Source organism: Paenibacillus sp. BT-177, from assembly GCF_025846815.2.
In the GTDB taxonomy this organism is placed as follows: domain Bacteria; phylum Bacillota; class Bacilli; order Paenibacillales; family Paenibacillaceae; genus Paenibacillus; species Paenibacillus polymyxa_C.
The window spans coordinates 189,938-209,996 of sequence record NZ_JAOYTP010000001.1 but is presented as its reverse complement, the minus strand read 5'-3'; the positions used below and the strand labels follow the sequence as shown (position 1 = coordinate 209,996).

The following is a 20,059-nucleotide window of genomic DNA, read 5'->3' as shown; positions in this document are numbered from 1 at the left end:
AGAACCCACATTGCATGTTTGTTTACATGCAGTGCGGGTTCTTTGTAGTAGGTCTGCTCAATTTTCCGACGTAATCATCTTCTCATAAAGCGACAAGGGCCACTCACTCCAAGGAAATTGGACAGGAGGCAGTGAGTGGAAGCTCATCGCTTCTTTGCTGACCGGATGCGGTGCTCCAGCGAGCAAGGACCAGAGGGCCAGCTGTTGACCAGGACGGCTCAGATTACCGCCATATTTTTGGTCCCCATAGAGGGGACAGCCGATTGCCTGCATCTGTACGCGAATTTGGTGCGAGCGTCCGGTGTGCAGCTTAATTTCCACAAGACTGAGTCCAGCAGCCTGTCCGATAACGCGGTATTCCAAAATGGCTTCCTTGGCACCGGCCGTGCCGGGTCGAACCGTTTTGACCGTGTTGGTACGGCTGTCCTTTAGCAGGTAATGGGTTAGACGGCCTTGGAGAGCCGCAGGAACGCCATTCAGAACAGCTGTATACAGCTTGTGAAAATGACGAGTTCGAACCGACTCTGACAGGCGAGAAGCAGCTTTGGACGTCTTAGCAAAAATCATGGCTCCGCCTACAGGCCGATCCAGCCTGTGAACTAAACCTAAAAAGACGTTACCAGGCTTATTGTGTCTGATTTTCAAATCTTCCTTGAGTAAAGACAGCAGATCGGGATCACCGCTGGCATCCTCCTGTGTCGGAACATTGACAGGCTTTACAACCGCCAGGACATGGTTGTCCTCATATAGTACGGGAATATTCGGCTGTGCATGCTCTTGCCGAGTAAGTTCATCTTGATTCATAAGAGGAATTAAGCCTCCCAGCGTCCGAGAATACCACAAGGCAAATTCAATCCTGAGCGTGTGATCGGCAATCCGATTTCACCAGCGCTAATTTGGCCCCCATACTTTTGTTGCATCGTCATGCTCAGCATGTTACGCAATACAGTAGGTGAAATACCCGTCGTGTAGGAGTTGATCAGCATAAACAAGGGTTGATCTGAAATGATGCTCATGCAGGATTCAAGGAACGGATATAAGCTTTCTTCAAGCTTCCAGGTTTCTCCATTAGGTCCACGTCCGTAAGAAGGAGGGTCCATAATAATGGCATCATAACGGTGGCCTCGACGTTGTTCCCGTTGCACGAACTTGAACACGTCGTCCGTAATGAAGCGTACCGGACGGTCAGCCAGGCCGGACAATTGAACGTTTTCCTTTGCCCACTGCACCATACCTTTGGCGGCATCCACGTGAACTACACTGGCTCCGGCATACGCTGCGGCAGTCGTGGCTCCTCCTGTGTATGCAAACAGGTTCAGTACGGAAATGGGTCTGCCCGCGCCTTTAATTTTATCCATCATCCAGCTCCAGTTGGCTGCTTGCTCTGGGAAAAGGCCAGTATGCTTGAAGCTGGTCGGTTTAATGTGGAATTTAAGCGGTCCATAGCTAATCGTCCAGCGCTCGGGGATAGGTTTTTTCATATCCCATTGGCCTCCCCCGGAAGAGCTGCGGTGATAATGCCCATGAACATTGCGCCATTCCGCTGTTTCCTGGGTCAAAGGCCATATGATTTGCGGATCGGGACGACGCAGGACAATATTGCCCCAACGTTCCAGCTTTTCACCACCGCCTGTATCCATTACTTCATAGTCTTTCCACTCTTGTGCTACATACATGTACAATCCATCCTTCAGCAGTCAATTCAGGATTTAGGCAGTAAGCTGCGTAAAATCCCCATATGGAGTCTATTGTACAACAAACCTTAGCAACAATCGAATGATTCCACGAATAAGTAAGTAGTTAGACAGAGCAAAAATATTTTTTTCGGATGTACTTGTAATTAGAGCGCTTCCATATTAAAATGAAATCAATCCCACTTGTACGTACAACTATCCGATTTTCATTCTAATTATGAAAGATGGATTATGTTGTACGTACATAATGTTTTCGCATCTATCCATAGATTTTAATTGTGAACAGTCGCATATAATGCGACTTTTTTGCGTATATGTTTACCAAAATACAGTTGATGATTGAAATTAGTATTTGACAATGAGAATCATTATCAAATATTATTTGAGTAATAGGGAATGAAAGCATCCCATATTTCAAATAAAGGTGAGGGATGAACTTGGGTAAAATCATGATTGCTTATGCTAGCATGACCGGTAATACAGAAGAAATCGCGGAATTGATTGCCGAGGGTGTTCGTCAGGCAGGGCATGAGGCGGAGTTGAAGGCTTCGTATGATTGCAGCGCGCAAGAATTGCTTGCATATGATGGATTCCTGTTGGGTGTATATACATGGGGAGATGGTGAGCTTCCTGATGAATTTTTAGATTTTTATGAGGAACTAGACGAGCTTGATCTGTCTGGTAAAAAGACTGCTGTATTTGGCAGTGGAGATACATCTTATACACAATTCTGTGGCGCAGTGGACTTGGTAGAGGAAAAAGTCAAAGAACGCGGCGCATCGGTCATTCAGGAGAGTCTGAAGATTGAATTCAATCCACTCGATGATGAGAAGGAGAATTGCCGGGCTTACGGAAGACAATTTGCGCAGGCTGGTATTGGAGTGTCCTGAGAAGAGAGTGAGGGATAGGTATGCGCAATAGCGATAGCTTAAGCGGCTTTCCTCTTCTGCACGACTATCAGCTTGAGGAGATGTGGAGAACTCCGCAGCCAATCCGTCAATCACAGAGAAAACGAGGGCGTGAGGGTTGGAATTGGCGGCAACGGGTTCAATATGCGATAGGGCATGCGCTGAACGAATACTTTGGAATGGAAGTAGAGGTACGGCGAGAAGTCCCTGTCCAGTATGTGCTGGAGAAGTGGTGGCCTAAGGAGTCGAACAGTTTTGAATCCTTGTTCCATTACTGGGATGTCAAAAATAAAGTGTCAGGCGAGTTGTCAAAAATATGTGCCTTAAATAATGACTTATTGGTGCCTGTGATGTTGTATGAACAATTTTGTACAGCGGTGCCTGAGTTGGAGGTTGATATTTCGCTGATTATTCAGGCAGCCTGGCAACAATCAGAACAAGCAGATTCATTACTGATTCAAAAGTATATGGTGGACTACAACCCTAACGTTATTAGTACTTTTCAACATTTAACAAATGTATTTTGTTACTATGCATTTGGAGCTCTTCCTCAGCTTATCGAAGTATACTGTCTGCTAGAAGGCAAGAAGGTTCGTTTTCTTCCTGGCTCGGCTTCTTTACAGCAATCTTTGGATTACGTACGACTATTAAAAGACTCCAGAGAGGATATGCATGGGATGGCAGAACGCTGTCGTTGTAGGGGATGTATGGGGCAGCAAGGTTCTCAGCAGAACAGAGCGAATAAGGACAAAAAGGAAGAGCGGGAGGCGAAAAACTGTAGGGATCGGTCATTTGGACCTACGCTTTTCTCTTAGGTTTATTGTGTGAACCTTTAAATGTAAACTATCCCTTTTCATGAAAGAGCCTTGGAAACAAGGTTCTTTTTTGTGAAAAAAAATTCTGAAAAAACTGAAAATTTATATTGCCTGAATAGATAAATATATCTATAATATTTCAATGTACAATAGTTATATGAAAATATTTAAATATAATAAAGACGGTTTGTGGAATATGGATCAGCTTGTCCTACGTACATAAATAAGTCCTGTCTTGTGCATGGCTTGCTGCCATGTGTTTATTTATGCTCTAGATTTGGTTTAATGCCCTAATATTTCAATTTTAAAATATTAGCGTTGAATAATAAAAATTTTTTGGACAACAGGGGTGGAACAAGTGAGTAAGAAAACTGTATTGCCGATTCTCATCGTGCTGCTCATTCTGAGTGGTGGAGCTATTGGCTACTATTATTGGTATCAGGCAACACACTTTGTTAAAAGTGACGATGCGCGCATTCAAGCCGATCAGTATAAGGTGATGCCGCAAATTTCCGGTGAGATTAGCCACATTGATGTTGAAGAAGGCGATGTGCTGCAACGCAATGAACCGATTGCCGAACAGGATGTATCAGGACTGGATGCAAGCATGATTAGCAAGTCTGTGCTGCGTGCGCCGATTAACGGAACTGTTATTAAGATTTATTCGAAAGAACATGAAATTGGAACACCGGGTAGTGCTGTAGCGACTATGGTTAATATGAACAACCTGTATGTATCCACGAATATTGAAGAAACCGATATTAACCGTATTAAACCAGGACAGCTTGTTGACATTACGCTTGATGCTGCAGGCGATCAGGTCATTCAGGGTAAGGTTCGTAAAGTGGGCGAAGCTTCCAATGCAGTGTTTTCGCTCGTTCCTGCTGTGAACACAAGTGGTAACTTTAATAAGGTGACTCAACGTGTACCTGTAGAAATTGCTGTGAACAAGCCGAAGGACATGAAGCTTATCCCTGGAACGAACGTGGAAGTAAAAATTCATACATCTTAAAAAGGAGGGGTCCATGTGGCTGCCAATGAAACTGCTGCTGCTCCTTCGACAGATTCTTCCAAAGAACGCTGGCTTGCCTTTTTTGCTATCGTTTTAGGCGCCTTTGTCGCCATTCTGAACAACAGTCTGATCAATGTCGCCATTCCACGATTGACGACGGATTTAGGGTCAACGACGACACGTATTCAGTGGGTTATTACAGGTTACACGCTTGCATCCGGCGTAATCGTCCCGATTACCGGATATATGGAGCAGCGTATCGGATACAAAAAGTTTTTGATTCTTGCGCTCAGCGTGTTCTCGCTGGGGACAGGAATATGTATTTTTGCATGGAGTGATTCTTCCCTGATTGCAGCGCGTGTATTGGCTGGTCTGGGCGGCGGTGTCATTATGCCGCTGAGTATGACGATTATTTACAAAATTATGCCGCGTGAACAAATCGGGATGTCCCTTGGTATATGGGGTATCGCTGCAATGGCCGCACCAGCTGTAGGGCCTACGCTGAGTGGCTACTTAATTGAATGGTTTAACTGGCGTTTCTTGTTTATTGTCAGTCTGCCGGTTGCTTTATTTGGCATTTTAATGGTCATCCTTCTCATCAAGGAGCCGCCTAAGGTTACGCCGAAACCGTTTGATCTGCCAGGATTTTTACTGGCGGCAACCTGTGCAGGGACACTCTTGTACGCACTGACAAACGGCCAGCGTGATGGCTGGACTTCTTTTGGGATTGTATCTCTGCTGTTTATTTCTTTCTGGGCACTTGTCTTTCTCATCTATGTAGAAAGCGGCAAGGATAATGCTGTAATTGAAATTTCATTATTCAAGAATTCAAAGTATACGATTAGTGTTATCGCCTCCAGCCTGGTCATGATGGGGATGTACGGGGGAACGTTCCTAACACCGTTGTTTTTGCAAAATATTCAGCGCGTGTCACCGATTGATACTGGTATTATCCTCATTCCACAGGCCATTGCCATGGCGGCGATGATGCCTATTGCCGGGAAGCTGTTCGATAAGTTCGGCATTGTGCCTTTGGGACTTGTGGGCCTGACGTTAACCAGCTTTATGACCTATCATCTTCATCAGCTTACGCCAGATACTTCGCATGCCTGGTTGGAAACCGTAATGGCATTACGGGGTCTGGGAATTGGTATTTGCATGATGCCATTGTCCACGGTCGGCATGAATGCTGTTCATCCGAGCAAGGTAGCCAATGCGTCTACAGCGTCCAATCTGGTACGTACCGTGGCTGCATCTATGGCGATTGCGGTACTGACCGCCATTATGCAAAGCCGTTCAGCTGCCCATGCCCAGCAAATTTCGGAGTCCATTACACAAGACTCGGCTCATACGCTACAAGCGACATTGGGTAGCTCATGGATGTCATCCATAAGTAGTTTAATCACACTGGATGCTACATCGAGAGGAATTGGGGATACGTTCCTCATTTCATCTATACCGCTGTTTTGCACGATTCCACTCATCTTTTTGTTTATTCAGAGGAAGAAAGCAAAGACACAGCCGGAAGCTTAATAAAGAGAAATACAAAATATCGACTGGATGGCTTACATTATTTCCACGGACAGAAAGAAAGGGAATTATCATGAAAATATTGAGAGTAGAAAGTACATTAGCGGCTTTAGTCCTCGGCGGCGCAGTGCTGGCAGGCTGCTCCAGTAATAGCGGAGCGGCTCAGGACATGGTCGTACCGGTTAAAATTAGTCAAGCACAGCAGGGGATTATCGGACAGGGCAATATTTATACAGGTACGGTAACTCCTTCGGAAACAGTCAATATTGTGCCTAAAGTAGGCGGTAAAGTGGTTGAGCTGCCTGTGGATATTGGTTCTGAGGTTAAAAAGGGTCAAGTACTATTCAAGCTTGACGATAAGGATATGCGTAACAATGTTGCAAAAGCCCGTGCCGCCGCCGCCGCAGCAGCAGCAGGCGTAAGCACCGCTCAAGCATCCCATGAATCAACGATGGTTCAAGCAACTTCGGGCTTAGTGCAGTCCAAAAGCGGTGTGATTCAATCCCAAAGCGCAATCAATCAGGCTCAGGGAGCTATTAATCAAGCAACTACAGCCGTAGAACAAGCGACACATAGTGTCTCCTCGGCAGCCAATACGGTGAAACAAACACAGCAAGCATTGGCAGATGCACAAAAGAATGTAACCCGTACACAAAGTCTGTTTGATGCTGGTGCGAGCACCCAAGCACAATTAGAACAAGCAAAAACCGCAGTTGTGAATGCGGAAGCGGCTTATAATAATGCACAAAATGCGCAGGCTAATGCAAAAGATCAATTGATAGCAGCTCAAAAGGCTCTAACTACAGCCCGCAACAGCTATGAGTCAGCAAAAAATAGCTACAGTAATGCCAACAGCGGCTACAGCAATGCGCAAAATCAACTTAAAGTATCTCAAAATACGGCTGGCATTGAGTCTAGCCAACAATCTCTTAAGCAGGCACAACTGAATGTAAACATTGCTCAGGATGCATTGGATGACACTGTTGTTACATCACCGATCAACGGTATTGTGGGTACGAAAAATGCAGAAGTGGGCGAAATGGTATCCGCTCAGTCTCCTGCGCTAGTCATTGCTAACCTGAGTACGGTCAATACATTGATCTATGTCCCTGCGGAACAGATCAACAATGTAAAAGCAGGTGACAAGGTACAGGTTCGTGTTGCAGCTTCCAACATTGTAACAACAGGTACAGTCAAAAATGTAAGCCCGTTGGATGCAAGCGGAAAAGGTTATCCTGTAAAAATCTCAGTAGCCAATCCAGACATGAAACTGAAATCCGGCATGTTGGCTGATATCAGCTTTGTCGCTGCCAATGCGCAAGAAGGCATTGTTGTTCCTACTGCGGCAGTTCAAAAGGATCAAGGTAAAGAATATGTATATGTAGTAAACGGCGACCATGCGAAACGCAAGGAAGTGAAGACTGTTCAAACGACAGGTTCACAAACACTCATTACCAGTGGCTTGAGCAAGGAAGAGAATGTGATCGTGAATAATCTGGCATTGCTGACCGATAACTCACCGATTACAATTACCCAATAACTTGGTTCTAAACTTGCGTTCTTTATAATAGTAGAAATTTATTATGGATACATTCCAAGGCAGCCCGCAAGTGGGCTGTCTTGTTTTTATTTCATTTGCACATTTTACATAGAATTAATGTCGATTTGGGACTTTTTTTGACGAACATTGGTAGAATAGGATAGACTAAATTGGAAATAGATAGTTTACGAGATCTCAGACAAGCGATCGGAGGAATTGTGAGATGGAAGTGAAATTGGTTGTAGATTATGAAGCTTATGAGAATGGCCAAACGATGGCTAAATCTATTGAAGAACTGGCAGCCAAGCCGGAGAGTGCCCAAGTTACGGATCTGATCATTGGAGATTGGGGCGGCGCCTATGAAAATTCACCAGATGATTTTATACCAGTGTTAGTGAAGCTAAAAGATCAATTTCCTAAGGTACGCAAGCTGTTTATTGGTGATATGGAATATGATGAGTGTGAGGTATCATGGATTAACCAAACGAATCTGTCGCCGCTGTTAGAAGCGTTTCCAAAGCTTGAATCCTTACATATTAAAGGAAGCCAGGACCTGAGCTTGGAACCACTTCGCCATAATCATCTTCAAGAATTAGTTATTATTTGTGGCGGTCTGCCTGTGAGCGTCCTTCAGCAAATCCGTAATGCCGAATTGCCTGAACTGCGCAAGCTGGAGCTGTATTTGGGTGTCGAGGATTATGGTTTTGACGGTAAACTGGAAGATATTTTACCGTTTTTAGACAGCAATCCTTTTCCCAAACTTACATACTTGGGACTCAAAGACAGTGAGATACAGGATGAAATTGCCATTGCTGCTGCTAATGCCCCTGTGATTGGACAACTGGAAGTGCTAGATCTCTCACAAGGTACATTGTCTGATCAAGGTGCAGAAGCGCTGCTGGCTAGTGAAAGTATAAAAGGGCTAAAACATCTGGATTTGAGCTATCATTATATGTCTAGTGAAATGATGGAACGCTGGAAAAGCTCAGGTTTATCTGTGAACGTAGAAGATCAACAAGAAGCAGATGAAGAAGATGATTGGCGCTATCCATCACTGACAGAGTAATTTGCTCCAATGGATTTCTAAAACGGATTGACTTTAAAATTAAAAAGAATAAAAGTGAGGCGGCTCTATGATGAAGATGTGGGATAGTAATGTCAACGAGCCGTTTATCTTGTTCGGTAATTCGGGGAATCGTCGAACTACGGGGCTGCAGGAAGCACGAAGCAGATTAATGCTTCCGCCAGCTCTGGAGGTTTCCTATACAGATGTGTTGGGGGCCATTCGAGAGAAGCGCAGTCTGCGCGAACTGATGGTCAGGATAGCTGCACAAGCTGCGCAAGATAGCGTGAATGGCAGTGTCCATGTGCAAGAGAGCATTGATCAATTACTGGCAGGGCGGGTGGACAGAGGTCCATTGCTACGTCTGGATGCACCGGGCGAAAACTTTGAGGTAGAGCGGGAATTGATTGCTCTGGGCGCCCCGGATGCCGAGGGAGACGAATCTTTGTTGCCATGGCCGGAATGGGCACATGGCACAGGTATACTGGCGGCAGAAGCGCGCCGTTTGCAGGAGCAGCATGGTCGCATTTGGCACCCGGCACAATGGTTCCGGGGCTATTGCCGTCTGCTGGCTTGGCTGCGGCATGAAGTAGATCGGCTCTGGCCTTCGTCGCGCTGGATGAACGATCCTGCGGAAGTAGCCGTCATGTTTGACAAACGGCGTTGTAGCGCCGTATTAGACCAGGCAGACATCAGGGTCCCGCCTGTGCTTACAGCTTCAGGCGGTGTATTTCGTGATGCTGTCGATCTGCATACAGCTATGAAAGAGAGTGGGTTTCACCGCGTATTTGTGAAAATATTTTGCGGGTCAGGTGCTTCTGGTGTTATGGCATATCAGGTACATCCCAAGACATATGCAGAGCTGGCGGTAACTACGATTGGAACAGAGATCATACACGGACAGCGTGTGTATTACAATGCCGGACGATTGCGTCGTTATACAGACAAGCAGGATATTCATGCCATCCTTAACTGGCTATGTTTGGAAGGGGTACATGTGGAACGCTGGATTCCCAAAGCGACCCTGAACGGACGTGTTTATGATGTGCGTCAACTCGTGTGTGAATCAGAAGCTTGTCATGCGGTTTTACGTTTGAGTCATAGCCCCATTACAAATCTACATTTGCGTAATGAGCGAATCTTGCTGGAGGAAGCCGGACTACCACAGAATACGGTAGAATCGGTCCAGCATACTGCAAAAGCCGCCATGAGGGTTTTTCCGGCGTCTATGGTTGCTGGACTGGATGTGCTCGTTCCGGCTCACGGTGGTCGTCCCTATGTATTGGATGTTAATCCGTTCGGTGATTTACTGTATCGGGTTGAGTATCAGGGTTGGAATCCATATGAATGGGAAATGCTGCACCTTGCTAATAGGAGCGTAGTTTTGGAAAGGAAAGACAGATAATGATTGATATGAATCAAATTGTCGGCTCTCATGATATTGTCATGATTACACTGGATACCCTGCGTTATGATGTAGCCAAGCTGGAGGAAGAAAACTGCCCGAATTTATGCGGCTCCGGGTCGTGGGAAAAGCGCCATACACCAGGGAACTTTACATATGCTGCACACCATGCTTTTTTTGGCGGATTTTTACCGACTCCGGCCAATACAGATAAGGCTTCACATATCAGGCTGTTTCACACAAAGGATACGGGATTGCGAACGCATCCACATACCTGGCTGTTCGATGCTCCGGACATTGTGTCCGGGCTGGAGAACGAGGGCTATCGGACGATCTGTATCGGTGGCGTTATTTTTTTCACGAAGAAGAACAAGCTGGCCAAGGTGCTGCCCGGATATTTTCAAGAGAGCTACTGGCGCATGAACTTTGGCGTTACCAACCCTCGTTCAACAGAGCATCAGGTGAATCATGCCTTGAAGCTGTTGGAAAAGGCAGACCCTGCACAGCGCTTGTTTTTGTTTCTGAATGTATCAGCAATCCATGGGCCTAATCATTATTTTGTAAAGGGCTCTTCAAAAGATTCAGTAGAGTCTCAACGAGCAGCTTTGCGGTATGTGGATGGTGAACTTGGACGCTTGTTTGATGCTTTGCGTAAGCGTGGCAAGACGTTTTGCATGGCTTTTTCCGATCATGGTACAGCTTATGGCGAAGACGGCTACGAAGGGCATCGTCTGGCGCATGAGGTAGTGTGGAATGTGCCTTACCGCGAATTTATACTGTAGGACAAAAAGAAACGTAGTTTGCACTGGTAAATGATCAAGAATCCAATCCAGCGCGAGGAAGGAGCAGAAATGAAAGCCATGAATCTGAATCACCTACATCCGATGGGCGCAGCAACCCAAACTTCTCCGGGAATGGACACAAAATTAGTAACGACTAGATTTCAGTGGCCGGATACTCCTGTAGAATGGGCACGTACGATCCGAGAAGCTCCCTATCGCTCCTATCTGTACTCTTACCCGCATAAAACGGCCTATCGTTCGTTCGATACACCGCTTTCATTGCAGGAATTGTGGGAGAAAGAAGAGTTGGAAAGCTATTTTTTGTATATGCATATACCGTTTTGCGCAGCTCGCTGTGGATTTTGTAACCTGTTCACTTTACCGGATAAGCGCCAGGATGTGCACAAGGAGTATGTGGATGCGCTAGAAAGACAAGCTCGGCAATGGGCCCCAATTATGGGCGGTCGGCCTTTTTCGCGTTTTGCGATTGGCGGTGGTACGCCGACCTTATTGGAGGCTCCTTTGGTGGAGCGTTTATTTGACATTGCGGAAAATATTATGGGATTGGACCCCAAGCGAGCTTCTATTTCAGTCGAAACCTCTCCCGATACTGTAACTGAGGATAGGCTGGAGGTGCTTAAGCGCCGCGGTACAGATCGTGTCAGCATGGGAATCCAGAGCTTTGTGGAATCAGAAAGTGCCGCCATATACCGACCTCAGAAGCCCAAGCTTGTTAGAGAAGCACTTGAGCGGCTGGTAGAATACAATTTTCCTTTGCTCAACGTGGATCTGATCTATGGTCTGCCTGGTCAAACGGTGGAAACCTGGCTGTATTCTCTCGAGGAAGCCCTGTCCTATTCGCCAGGAGAGATTTTTCTTTACCCGTTATACATTCGTGAAAATACGATTTTAAAGCCTGGCTATACCGGGCTGGATCATGATATTCGCCTTAGCTTGTATGAAGTAGCACGCGAACGACTCAAACAGGCAGGATATGTACAATATTCCATGCGCCGTTTTGCTAAAAATGAGGGTACATCTAGCAAAGAGCTTTTACCCTACAGTTGTCAGGAGGAGGGCATGGCTGGATTGGGGTGTGGTGCACGCTCTTATACACGCGATGTACACTATGCCAGCCGGTATGGTGTCAGTACAGCAGCTACACGTAGTATTATCGCGGATTATGTGGCGGCGGAGCGTTATGATCTGGCTGACTACGGCTTTATTTTAAATGCGGATGAGCGTAAGCGGCGCTTTATCCTGAAGGCGCTTCTTCATCGGGAAGGTTTGGAGCTATGTGCCTATGCAGAGCGCTTTGGTGTATCCCTGGAAGACGATTTTACAGGAATGTCGCTGCTACTGGAATCGGGTATGGCTGTGGTCGAGGAGGGCACGCTTCGACTTACGGAGGAAGGAATGGCTTATTCCGATGCGATTGGAGACTGGATGATCTCCACATCAGTACGCGAGCTTATGGAAGGATATGTAGGCGCATGAGATCGACCTTATATTATCGTGGTTCGTTGACCTCGTGCAACTATGCTTGCCCTTACTGCCCATTCAGTAAAAACGTCGATAGTCGGGAAACGTTGAACAAGGATCGGGCGCAGTTGGAGCGTTTTGCTGATTGGGTACGGGAGCAGGGTGCTTTGGGGCACCAGCTCTCCATTTTTTTTAATCCGTACGGAGAAGCCTTGATTCATTCCTGGTATCGTAAGGCTATGATTGAGTTTTCTCACATGGCGCATGTGGAAAAAGTGGCGGTACAGACGAATCTATCGGCTAAGCTGGATTGGACAAACGAACTGAATCCAGATACGGCTGCACTGTGGGCTACTTATCATCCTGGAGAAACCAAAGAGCAAGCTTTTATATCGCAGGCTATGAAGCTATATGAACTTGGCATTTCCTATAGTGTCGGTACAGTTGGATTGAGACAGGCGTTCCCGGCTATTCGTTCCTTGCGGGCGCAACTTCCAAAAGAAGTTTATATGTGGATCAACGCCTACAAGGACCGACCACATTATTATACGGATGCCGAGGTTGCCGAATTAACTGAGATAGATCCCTATTTTCAATGGAATTTAAAGGATTATAGCAGCCAGGGGAGAGCATGTCGTGCGGGAGCAGATGTATTCTACGTCCAAGGTGACGGGCGAGTAAAACACTGCTATCAGGATCGACGTGTGATTGGGCACCTGTACAGAGACGGTCTGGAGGAGCTGAGCGCCCAGCGTCCGTGCCGGATGAAAGAATGTGGCTGTTATATCGGTTATATCCATATGGAAGAGCAGCCATTTCGGGAAATGTATGGTAGTGGTTTGCTTGAAAGGGTGCCGCGTACAACCATGACGATCTATTAGAGAGAAAAGAGCAGAAAAAGAACCGCCCTTGCCACCAGGCAAAGAGCGGTTCTTTTGTTTTGAAACAAGTTTGTACGACGGTCCTATGCAATTTAATTAAGTTTGGACAATAGCGGTAATTTCTTCATCCAGATCCAATCTGACCTGCTCGCGATAGGCACGAATATTGTATTCGGAATGAAGGTATCTCAGAATGGCTTCAATCATATTGGCTTCCACCAGATATTGACTGCGTCCCTGGACATGAACTTCGGCTGTATAGCCTGTATCCTCATCCCAGCTTAGCTCCACAACCACATCGGTCGGTTGTACGCCCTTGCGTTCAGCCATATGCAGACAAATGGCATTGACAATCTCATCCATGCTTAAAATCATAACTTAGTAACGTCCTCCACGCGAATCATCGGGTCTACGGCGATTTTTGATAGCTCGGTAGATCCCTACACCAACCATAATCAGGACATAAATAGCTAGAACGTTAACGGCCAGGCCAAGCAAGCTACCCAATGCACCCATGTTGCCGAACAATCCGCCGAAGAGCATACCTGCCAAGCCGCCCAGCATCATCCCTTTGAGGAATCCACCGCCACCGCCGAGGAATCCACCAGTTCTGCTTGTGTTGCCCGTAGCCGCACTAGATTTAGTTCCACTATCAGACTTATTGATGCCGCTGCTGTCATTCGCCTTGCTTGGTGTAGATTGGTATGATTTTGGTCCGGATTTAAATCCGCCACCACGCCTTGCATCAGCTGTAGATGGTGCGATCATAGCAATGAGTAGGGTGAAAGCCATCATCATCATCATCATATTTTTCAAAGTGAATGTCTTTTTCATGTAAATATAATCCCCCTTAGTAATTTGTGTTATAGGTCAAACAACAGCTTACCCGTAATACGATATAGTATGGAAAAGGGTTTCAAAGAATTTTAAATTTTAAAAAATTAAACGATAACGTACATAAATCCCATGCATGGATTGATAAAAGCATTTTGCTTTAGGGTTTAAGTAAAAACGGATTAGTGTCCGCTCTGACATCACCGGCAAGCAGCATGCGCAGCACCATTTGGCACCATTCCAGGCCTGCTTTGGCATTCATAAGCCCTTTTTGTACTAGAATATAGTCACCGAAATTCTTACTGCCAAAGTGTAAATTTTCTGCGGGAATGTCGTTCAGTATATCCTCTAGATGACGGATTTTCTGAATAAAATAACGTTTGCGTTCCTCTAGCATACGATTGGCGCTAGTTTTGTCCGTCAACCAGAGACAGAATAGTCGAAGGCTTAATTCATCCCGTGTAACCGGAGCAGCTAACGTTTCCTGAGACCATTGCTGAAGCATATGGATTCCCTTGTCCGTAATGGTATACATCTTTTTATCAGGCTTGTCGGACTGCTGAATCCATCGGGAGGCTAGCAGTTCCTTGCTCTCCATACGGGCCAGTAGCGGATAGATCTGGCTGTGCTTGGCCTGCCAAAAAGGCTGAATACGCAGCATCAGATCATAGCCGGAGGATTCCTCTCTGGCGAGAAGTCCCAACAGACCATACGATAGTAAATTCATATATCTTATCTCCTTCATCCATCAAAGTAACGGTTGTAACAGCTCTGCGGCAGGTAATCTGCGGCTCCATAAAAAGTGTACACTGAAACTGTATGGTTTGACAACTTTCACACCAGTCGTTCACAGGTTAGCCAAAATTGGCTGGGGTCATTCGGTATGTATATGTGCTTTTTTTCATAGAAACAGGGTAGTTTAAGCACGTATATACGCGCCTGAACTACCCTGATAACTTTTGAGGATAAGGATTCTGTTTACTGGTTATTCCCGTCAACAACAAGGGTTAACGCGCCTGTATCCGGATGTATTACCATACCATGAACGGGCGTATTGGGAGGGAGAAGGGGGTGGTTTTTAATAAGCTTCACTGTAGTCTGTACCCCTTCTTCAATGTTGTCAAAACCCTTCAACCATTTATTTAACTTAATACCTGAATTTTCTAATGTACTTAGCACTTCCTGCGAAATTCCACGTTCCAGCATCTCATTAACCATATGATCAGCATTCAATGCAGCCATACCGCATTCATAATGACCTACAACGAGTACTTCGTCTGCTCCCAGCTCATATAGAGCGACTAGCACACTGCGCATTACACTTCCAAAAGGCTGTGAAATAATGGCACCCGCATTTTTAATAATTTTGACATCCCCGTTACGCAGGTTCATGGCTTTGGGGAGCAATTCCGTTAGCCGCGTATCCATACAGGTTATGATGACCATTTTTTTGTTAGGGAACTTGCCCGTTCTATAGGCCTCGTATTCTTTGTTTTCTACGAAAACACGATTGTACTCTAAAATTTCTTGGATGTGATCCACGATAGTTCCCTCCAGATTCTAATAAAGTGCAATATGTACTGCCCAACGTTGATCCAGGTATTAGGAGTTGGTCGTACATGTTGTGTGTTGATTATACTTTTTAATATAAGTATCATCAAGTATAGGTAGTTGTAAAGTTTTAACCATTTTAAGTTAAAGAGGTGACCCTAATTATGGAGCAACAGACGTTGGATCAATGGACGGCTTTAAAGGAAATCTCTCACAAAATCAGCGGTTATGGCGAAGCAGTCGGCTTGCTGCACTGGGATTTACGGACAGGAGCTCCACGCAAGGGCGTTGACATTCGGTCCGAGACGTTGGGGATGCTGTCCACGGAAATGTTCAAGCTGATGATCTCAGATGAAATGGGGCAGTTGCTGCAATTTTTTGCCGCAGAAGACAAGCTGGAGCAACTGGAGGACAATGATCGCAGATTGGTAGAGGAATGTCGCAAAAACTATGAGCTGAATCGTTCGGTTCCGGCAGACCGCTACCGGGAGTATAGCATTTTAGCGGCTCAGGCGGAAAGCAAGTGGGAGGAAGCAAAGGAACATAGCGACTTTGCCGGATTCGAACCGTACTTGTCTAAAATCGTAGACATGAAGCGTGAGTTTATCGGCTACTGGGGTGTTAAGGATACAGAATACGACACACTTTTAGATCAATATGAGCCAGGGATGACGGTTGAAAAGCTGGATGCTGTCTTTGATCGACTCAAAAAGCGCCTTGTGCCCCTTTTGTCTAAAATTCAGGCTTCACCCAACCAGCCGGATAAGAGCTTTTTAGACGGTGTATTTGATGTGAAGCAGCAGGAAAAGTTCAGTCTATTCATTTTAGGGCAGATGGGTTATGACTTTGATGCAGGTCGTTTGGATGAGAGTGTGCATCCTTTTGCGACAGGATTAAATCCAGGTGATGTGCGTATAACAACACACTATTTGCAAGATGATGTAACCAGTGCTATTTTCAGCTCGCTGCATGAAGGAGGCCATGCACTGTACGAACAAAACATTGCTCCTGAGCTGGCAGGATCACTACTGTCCGGAGGAACCTCTATGGGGATTCATGAATCCCAGTCCCGCTTGTGGGAAAATAAAATCGGACGCAGTCGTGCTTTCTGGGATCGGTATTACGATGATCTGCAAAAGCATTTTCCTGATCGTTTGGCGAAGGTCACGGCAGAGCAATTTTACCGGGCAGTCAACCGCGTGGAAAATTCATTGATTCGTATTGAAGCGGATGAGCTGACATATAATTTACATATCATTGTCCGCTATGAAATTGAGAAAATGCTGTTTAATGAAAAGCTGGATGTAAAGCGTCTCCCCGAAGTGTGGAATGCAAAATATAAAGAATACCTGGGGCTTCTACCCCCGAACGACGGGCTGGGCGTACTTCAAGACGTTCACTGGTCCGGTGGTGATTTTGGCTATTTTGCTTCTTACTCACTTGGCAATATGTATGCAGCTCAAATTTTGGCGACTCTGCGCAAGGAGCTGCCGAACCTGGATGAGCTGATTGCTGTTGGTGAGCTGGAGCCGATCAAGCAATGGCTGACTGAACGGATTTACCGTTACGGCAAGAGCCGGACGCCGTCTGAGTTGATTGTAGCCATTACGGGTGAGGATCTGAATCCTGATTATCTCGCCGACTATCTGGAAGATAAATATACATCCATATACAAGCTCTGATTTAGAGTTCTTATACAATCGCACACAAAAACCTCGCATTCATAGGCAAATGCGGGGTTTTTGTATGTAGTTAACCATTATAACGTCAGCCGCATAACAATATATGAAGTCAACGATGTAAAGGTGGGGAGGGAACAAGGATGAAATACGGCGCTCATTGCAAAGCAGTGGTGGCTGCGGCACTACTCGGATTACTGTTGCTCAGTGGGTGTGCCCCCAAGGGGGGGCAGACGATTGGGATCAGACTTGGCGAGGTAGCCCGTACGGTCTTTTATGCGCCGCAGTATGTAGCCTTGAGCCAGGGGATGTTTGCTCAGGAGGGACTGGATGTCCAACTGGCTACGATCCCTGGCGGAGACAAGGCGATGACGGCGTTGTTGTCCAATCAGGCGGATATCGCGCTGATCGGTGCGGAAACATCTATTTATGTGTATCAGCAAGGAGCAGAGGACCCTATCATTAATTTCGCTCAGCTGACACAGAAGGACGGAACCTTTTTGTTTGCTCGGCAAACGCAGGATAGCTTTGACTGGGAAAAGCTGAAACAACAAAATTTTTTGGGACAACGCAAGGGCGGAATGCCACAAATGTCACTTGAATTTACGCTTCGCAAACACGGCATTGATCCTCATAAGGATCTGAAGCTGATTCAAAATATTGATTTTGCCAATGTCGCCTCTGCTTTTGGTTCGGGTACAGGGGATTATGTGCAGCTGTTTGAGCCACAGGCATCTATTTTTGAAAAGGAAGGTCGGGGTCGGGTAGTTGCCTCCATCGGCGTAGAGAGTGGCGAGTTGCCATACACGGTATATATGGCGAAGCAAAGCTATCTAAACACCAATAGCGAAGCCGCTCAGAAATTTACAAATGGCATATATCGGGCACAGCAGTGGATTGCTGCGCATTCACCTGAACAGATCGCCGAAGCCATTACACCTTATTTTAAGGATACAGAATTAGCTGTTTTGACGAGTAGTATCAAGCGCTATAAGGAACAGGGTACCTATGCAATGAACCCGATGATTGAGGAAATGGAATGGAAGAATTTACAGGATGTCATGGCTTCGGCAGGTGAGCTGAAAAGCCCGGTTGCACTAGATAAGCTGGTAAACCCAAGCTTTGCAAAACAGGCGATCTCCTCCAACTCTATCGGGAATACTGAGACAGATGTGAAAAAGAGCACAACTGAAGCTACGGATACAGCTGTCGATGCTGGAGGTTCACCATGATGGAGGAACAGAGTGGTCTCACTGCGGATGTGACGATCCCGATGGTGAGAATGGAGCAAGTGACCCATGTGTACGTGACGGATCGGGAAGCTTCACTGGCGGTTGAGAATATCGATTTTTCCGTAAATACAGGGGAATTTGTCAGTTTAGTCGGTCCAAGCGGCTGCGGCAAAACGACGATCCTGTCCATGATCGCCGGGCTACTGCGTCCAGCGGCAGGTCAAGTTATGTTGCAAGGTCAGCCGGTAAGTGGCCCGAGCACTGAGGTCGGTTACATGTTGCAGCAGGATTATCTTTTCCCGTGGCGGACGATCATGGATAACGCATTGTTAGGTCTGGAACTAAGCAACAGAGTAGATGAAGCTGCGCGTGAGCGGACGCGATTATTGCTGGAAGGTATGGGTTTGGGAGGAAAGGAGCATTTGCATCCATCCCAGTTGTCTGGAGGAATGCGCCAGCGTGTGGCGCTGGTACGGACGCTGGCGACGAATCCGGGATTGCTGCTGCTGGATGAGCCGTTCTCCGCGCTGGATTATCAAACTAAGCTGCAGCTGGAGGACCTCGTTGTGCAAACCTTGCGCGAGCGAGAGAAAACGGCGATTTTAGTCACGCACGATTTGGCCGAGGCGATTGCAGTCAGTGACCGGGTTATAGTGATGGGGCGAAATCCTGGTCATATCCGGCGTACTTTCGAGATTCCGGTTTCCATCCGGGAAGCTCAGCCTTTTTATGCACGCGAGCAGCCGGGCTTTAATGAGCTTTTTCATGAGATATGGGGGGAACTGGAGGCTTCGGGAGCAAAGGAGTGAGTTAATGTATGAAGAACGAAGCTGATCAGCTTGAGCAACGTTGGATTCAAGGACTGCATCAGACGTATTTGCGTAACAGGCGTTTGCAAAAGTGGTTAGTAACAGGTGTGCAGACAGCTATTTTGCTGCTTTTATTTGTATTGTGGGAAATTGCAGGTCGTTTGAAGTGGATTGATGTACTGTTGTTTAGCTACCCTAGCAAAATTTTCACTCAGATTGGCAAGGATGCGGTCAACGGTGAATTATGGGGGCATGTAGGTGTCACTGTTGGAGAAACGATGGCAGGTTTTTTGCTCGGCACACTGCTCGGTACACTGCTGGCGGTACTTATTTGGTGGTCGCCGTTCTTGTCGAGGGTGCTTGACCCGTATATGGTTGTGTTTAACAGTATGCCGAAGGTAGCGCTGGGTCCGATTTTTATCGTCATGTTTGGGGCGGGTTTTACCGCGATTCTGATGACGACCCTCTCCATTACGGTTATCATTACGACCCTTGTGGTGTACAACAGCTTTCAGGAAGTTGATTCGAATTTGATCAAAGTGGTTCGCACGTTTGGAGGTTCACGCCGTGATACATTTCAAAAGGTAATTTTGCCTGCATCCTTTCCCGCAATTGTCTCTACGCTGAAAGTGAATGTCGGCATGGCGTGGGTTGGCGTGATTGTTGGTGAATTTTTGGTGGCTAAAAACGGCTTGGGTTATTTGATTATTTATGGTTTTCAGGTATTCAATTTCACGCTGGTCATGTCCAGTTTGTTGATCATTGCTGTCGTAGCTACATTGATGTATCAGGCAGTCGTGTATGTGGAGCACCGCTTGCTTTCAGGTCGCCCTCATCGGTAA

Annotated in this window: 20 protein-coding genes; 14 read left to right on the top strand and 6 right to left on the bottom strand. The window is 46.3% G+C overall.

Features of this window, described 5'->3' with window-relative positions:
* Positions 1-57: 57 nt before the first annotated feature.
* Both OIU26_RS01085 and OIU26_RS01080 read right to left on the bottom strand, forming a co-directional pair.
* Entirely contained in the window at positions 58-804 is a 747-nt protein-coding gene (locus OIU26_RS01085) for an RluA family pseudouridine synthase (RefSeq protein ID WP_264215733.1), read from the bottom strand.
* A gap of 8 nt (positions 805-812) precedes the next feature.
* Positions 813-1,676, bottom strand: coding sequence for a class I SAM-dependent methyltransferase (locus OIU26_RS01080; RefSeq protein ID WP_264215732.1), 864 nt, complete (start codon positions 1,674-1,676; stop codon positions 813-815).
* A gap of 449 nt (positions 1,677-2,125) precedes the next feature.
* Here OIU26_RS01080 and OIU26_RS01075 point away from each other — a divergent pair, with 449 nt between their 5' ends.
* The 10 genes from OIU26_RS01075 (at position 2,126) to OIU26_RS01030 (ending at position 13,112) form a co-directional block, all read left to right on the top strand.
* On the top strand, positions 2,126-2,584 hold the full coding sequence (locus OIU26_RS01075; protein WP_016822119.1) for a flavodoxin: 459 nt from the start codon (positions 2,126-2,128) through the stop codon (positions 2,582-2,584).
* A 20-nt stretch (positions 2,585-2,604) separates the two neighbouring features.
* The gene (locus OIU26_RS01070; protein WP_264215731.1) at positions 2,605-3,417 is read left to right on the top strand and encodes a hypothetical protein; all 813 of its coding nucleotides are present in this window, start codon (positions 2,605-2,607) and stop codon (positions 3,415-3,417) included.
* Positions 3,418-3,775: 358 nt separating this feature from the next.
* Complete coding sequence (locus tag OIU26_RS01065; RefSeq protein WP_264215730.1) at positions 3,776-4,429, top strand: HlyD family efflux transporter periplasmic adaptor subunit; 654 nt, start codon at positions 3,776-3,778, stop codon at positions 4,427-4,429.
* Positions 4,430-4,444: 15 nt separating this feature from the next.
* Entirely contained in the window at positions 4,445-5,962 is a 1,518-nt protein-coding gene (locus OIU26_RS01060) for a DHA2 family efflux MFS transporter permease subunit (protein WP_264215729.1), read from the top strand.
* Between the two features lie 70 nt (positions 5,963-6,032).
* Positions 6,033-7,499, top strand: a complete 1,467-nt coding sequence (locus OIU26_RS01055) for an efflux RND transporter periplasmic adaptor subunit (RefSeq protein ID WP_264215728.1) — start codon at positions 6,033-6,035, stop codon at positions 7,497-7,499.
* A gap of 223 nt (positions 7,500-7,722) precedes the next feature.
* A complete protein-coding gene (locus OIU26_RS01050; protein WP_264215727.1) occupies positions 7,723-8,565 on the top strand; it encodes an STM4015 family protein in 843 nt (280 codons plus the stop codon).
* A 67-nt stretch (positions 8,566-8,632) separates the two neighbouring features.
* Entirely contained in the window at positions 8,633-9,967 is a 1,335-nt protein-coding gene (locus OIU26_RS01045; protein ID WP_264215726.1) for an STM4014 family protein, read from the top strand.
* Positions 9,967-10,749: an STM4013/SEN3800 family hydrolase gene (locus OIU26_RS01040; protein ID WP_264215725.1), complete on the top strand. Its 783-nt coding sequence runs from the start codon at positions 9,967-9,969 to the stop codon at positions 10,747-10,749. The genes OIU26_RS01045 and OIU26_RS01040 overlap by 1 nt, the downstream gene beginning before the upstream one ends.
* Positions 10,750-10,818: 69 nt before the next feature.
* Positions 10,819-12,246, top strand: coding sequence for an STM4012 family radical SAM protein (locus OIU26_RS01035; protein ID WP_264216246.1), 1,428 nt, complete (start codon positions 10,819-10,821; stop codon positions 12,244-12,246).
* Positions 12,243-13,112 (top strand): STM4011 family radical SAM protein, encoded by an 870-nt coding sequence (locus tag OIU26_RS01030; RefSeq protein ID WP_264215724.1) that lies wholly within the window; start codon positions 12,243-12,245, stop codon positions 13,110-13,112. Before OIU26_RS01035 ends, OIU26_RS01030 begins: the two co-directional genes overlap by 4 nt.
* A gap of 96 nt (positions 13,113-13,208) precedes the next feature.
* Here OIU26_RS01030 and OIU26_RS01025 read toward each other — a convergent pair whose 3' ends face one another.
* The 4 genes from OIU26_RS01025 to OIU26_RS01010 form a co-directional block, all read right to left on the bottom strand.
* Complete coding sequence (locus tag OIU26_RS01025; RefSeq protein ID WP_017427605.1) at positions 13,209-13,487, bottom strand: YxcD family protein; 279 nt, start codon at positions 13,485-13,487, stop codon at positions 13,209-13,211.
* A gap of 3 nt (positions 13,488-13,490) precedes the next feature.
* Positions 13,491-13,946 carry a hypothetical protein gene (locus OIU26_RS01020; protein WP_264215723.1) on the bottom strand — a complete coding sequence of 152 codons (456 nt, stop codon included), beginning with the start codon at positions 13,944-13,946 and terminating at the stop codon, positions 13,491-13,493.
* 160 nt (positions 13,947-14,106) lie between these two features.
* A complete protein-coding gene (locus OIU26_RS01015; RefSeq protein ID WP_013371561.1) occupies positions 14,107-14,673 on the bottom strand; it encodes a PadR family transcriptional regulator in 567 nt (188 codons plus the stop codon).
* 251 nt (positions 14,674-14,924) lie between these two features.
* Positions 14,925-15,488 carry a beta-class carbonic anhydrase gene (locus tag OIU26_RS01010; protein ID WP_013371560.1) on the bottom strand — a complete coding sequence of 188 codons (564 nt, stop codon included), beginning with the start codon at positions 15,486-15,488 and terminating at the stop codon, positions 14,925-14,927.
* A 173-nt stretch (positions 15,489-15,661) separates the two neighbouring features.
* Here OIU26_RS01010 and OIU26_RS01005 point away from each other — a divergent pair, with 173 nt between their 5' ends.
* The 4 genes from OIU26_RS01005 to OIU26_RS00990 all read left to right on the top strand — a co-directional run bounded on the left by OIU26_RS01005 (position 15,662) and on the right by OIU26_RS00990 (position 20,059).
* On the top strand, positions 15,662-17,179 hold the full coding sequence (locus OIU26_RS01005; protein ID WP_264215722.1) for a carboxypeptidase M32: 1,518 nt from the start codon (positions 15,662-15,664) through the stop codon (positions 17,177-17,179).
* 140 nt (positions 17,180-17,319) lie between these two features.
* Complete coding sequence (locus tag OIU26_RS01000; protein ID WP_264215721.1) at positions 17,320-18,408, top strand: ABC transporter substrate-binding protein; 1,089 nt, start codon at positions 17,320-17,322, stop codon at positions 18,406-18,408.
* Positions 18,405-19,217 (top strand): ABC transporter ATP-binding protein, encoded by an 813-nt coding sequence (locus tag OIU26_RS00995; protein WP_264215720.1) that lies wholly within the window; start codon positions 18,405-18,407, stop codon positions 19,215-19,217. Before OIU26_RS01000 ends, OIU26_RS00995 begins: the two co-directional genes overlap by 4 nt.
* Before the next feature lie 8 nt (positions 19,218-19,225).
* Complete coding sequence (locus tag OIU26_RS00990) at positions 19,226-20,059, top strand: ABC transporter permease (protein ID WP_137078719.1); 834 nt, start codon at positions 19,226-19,228, stop codon at positions 20,057-20,059.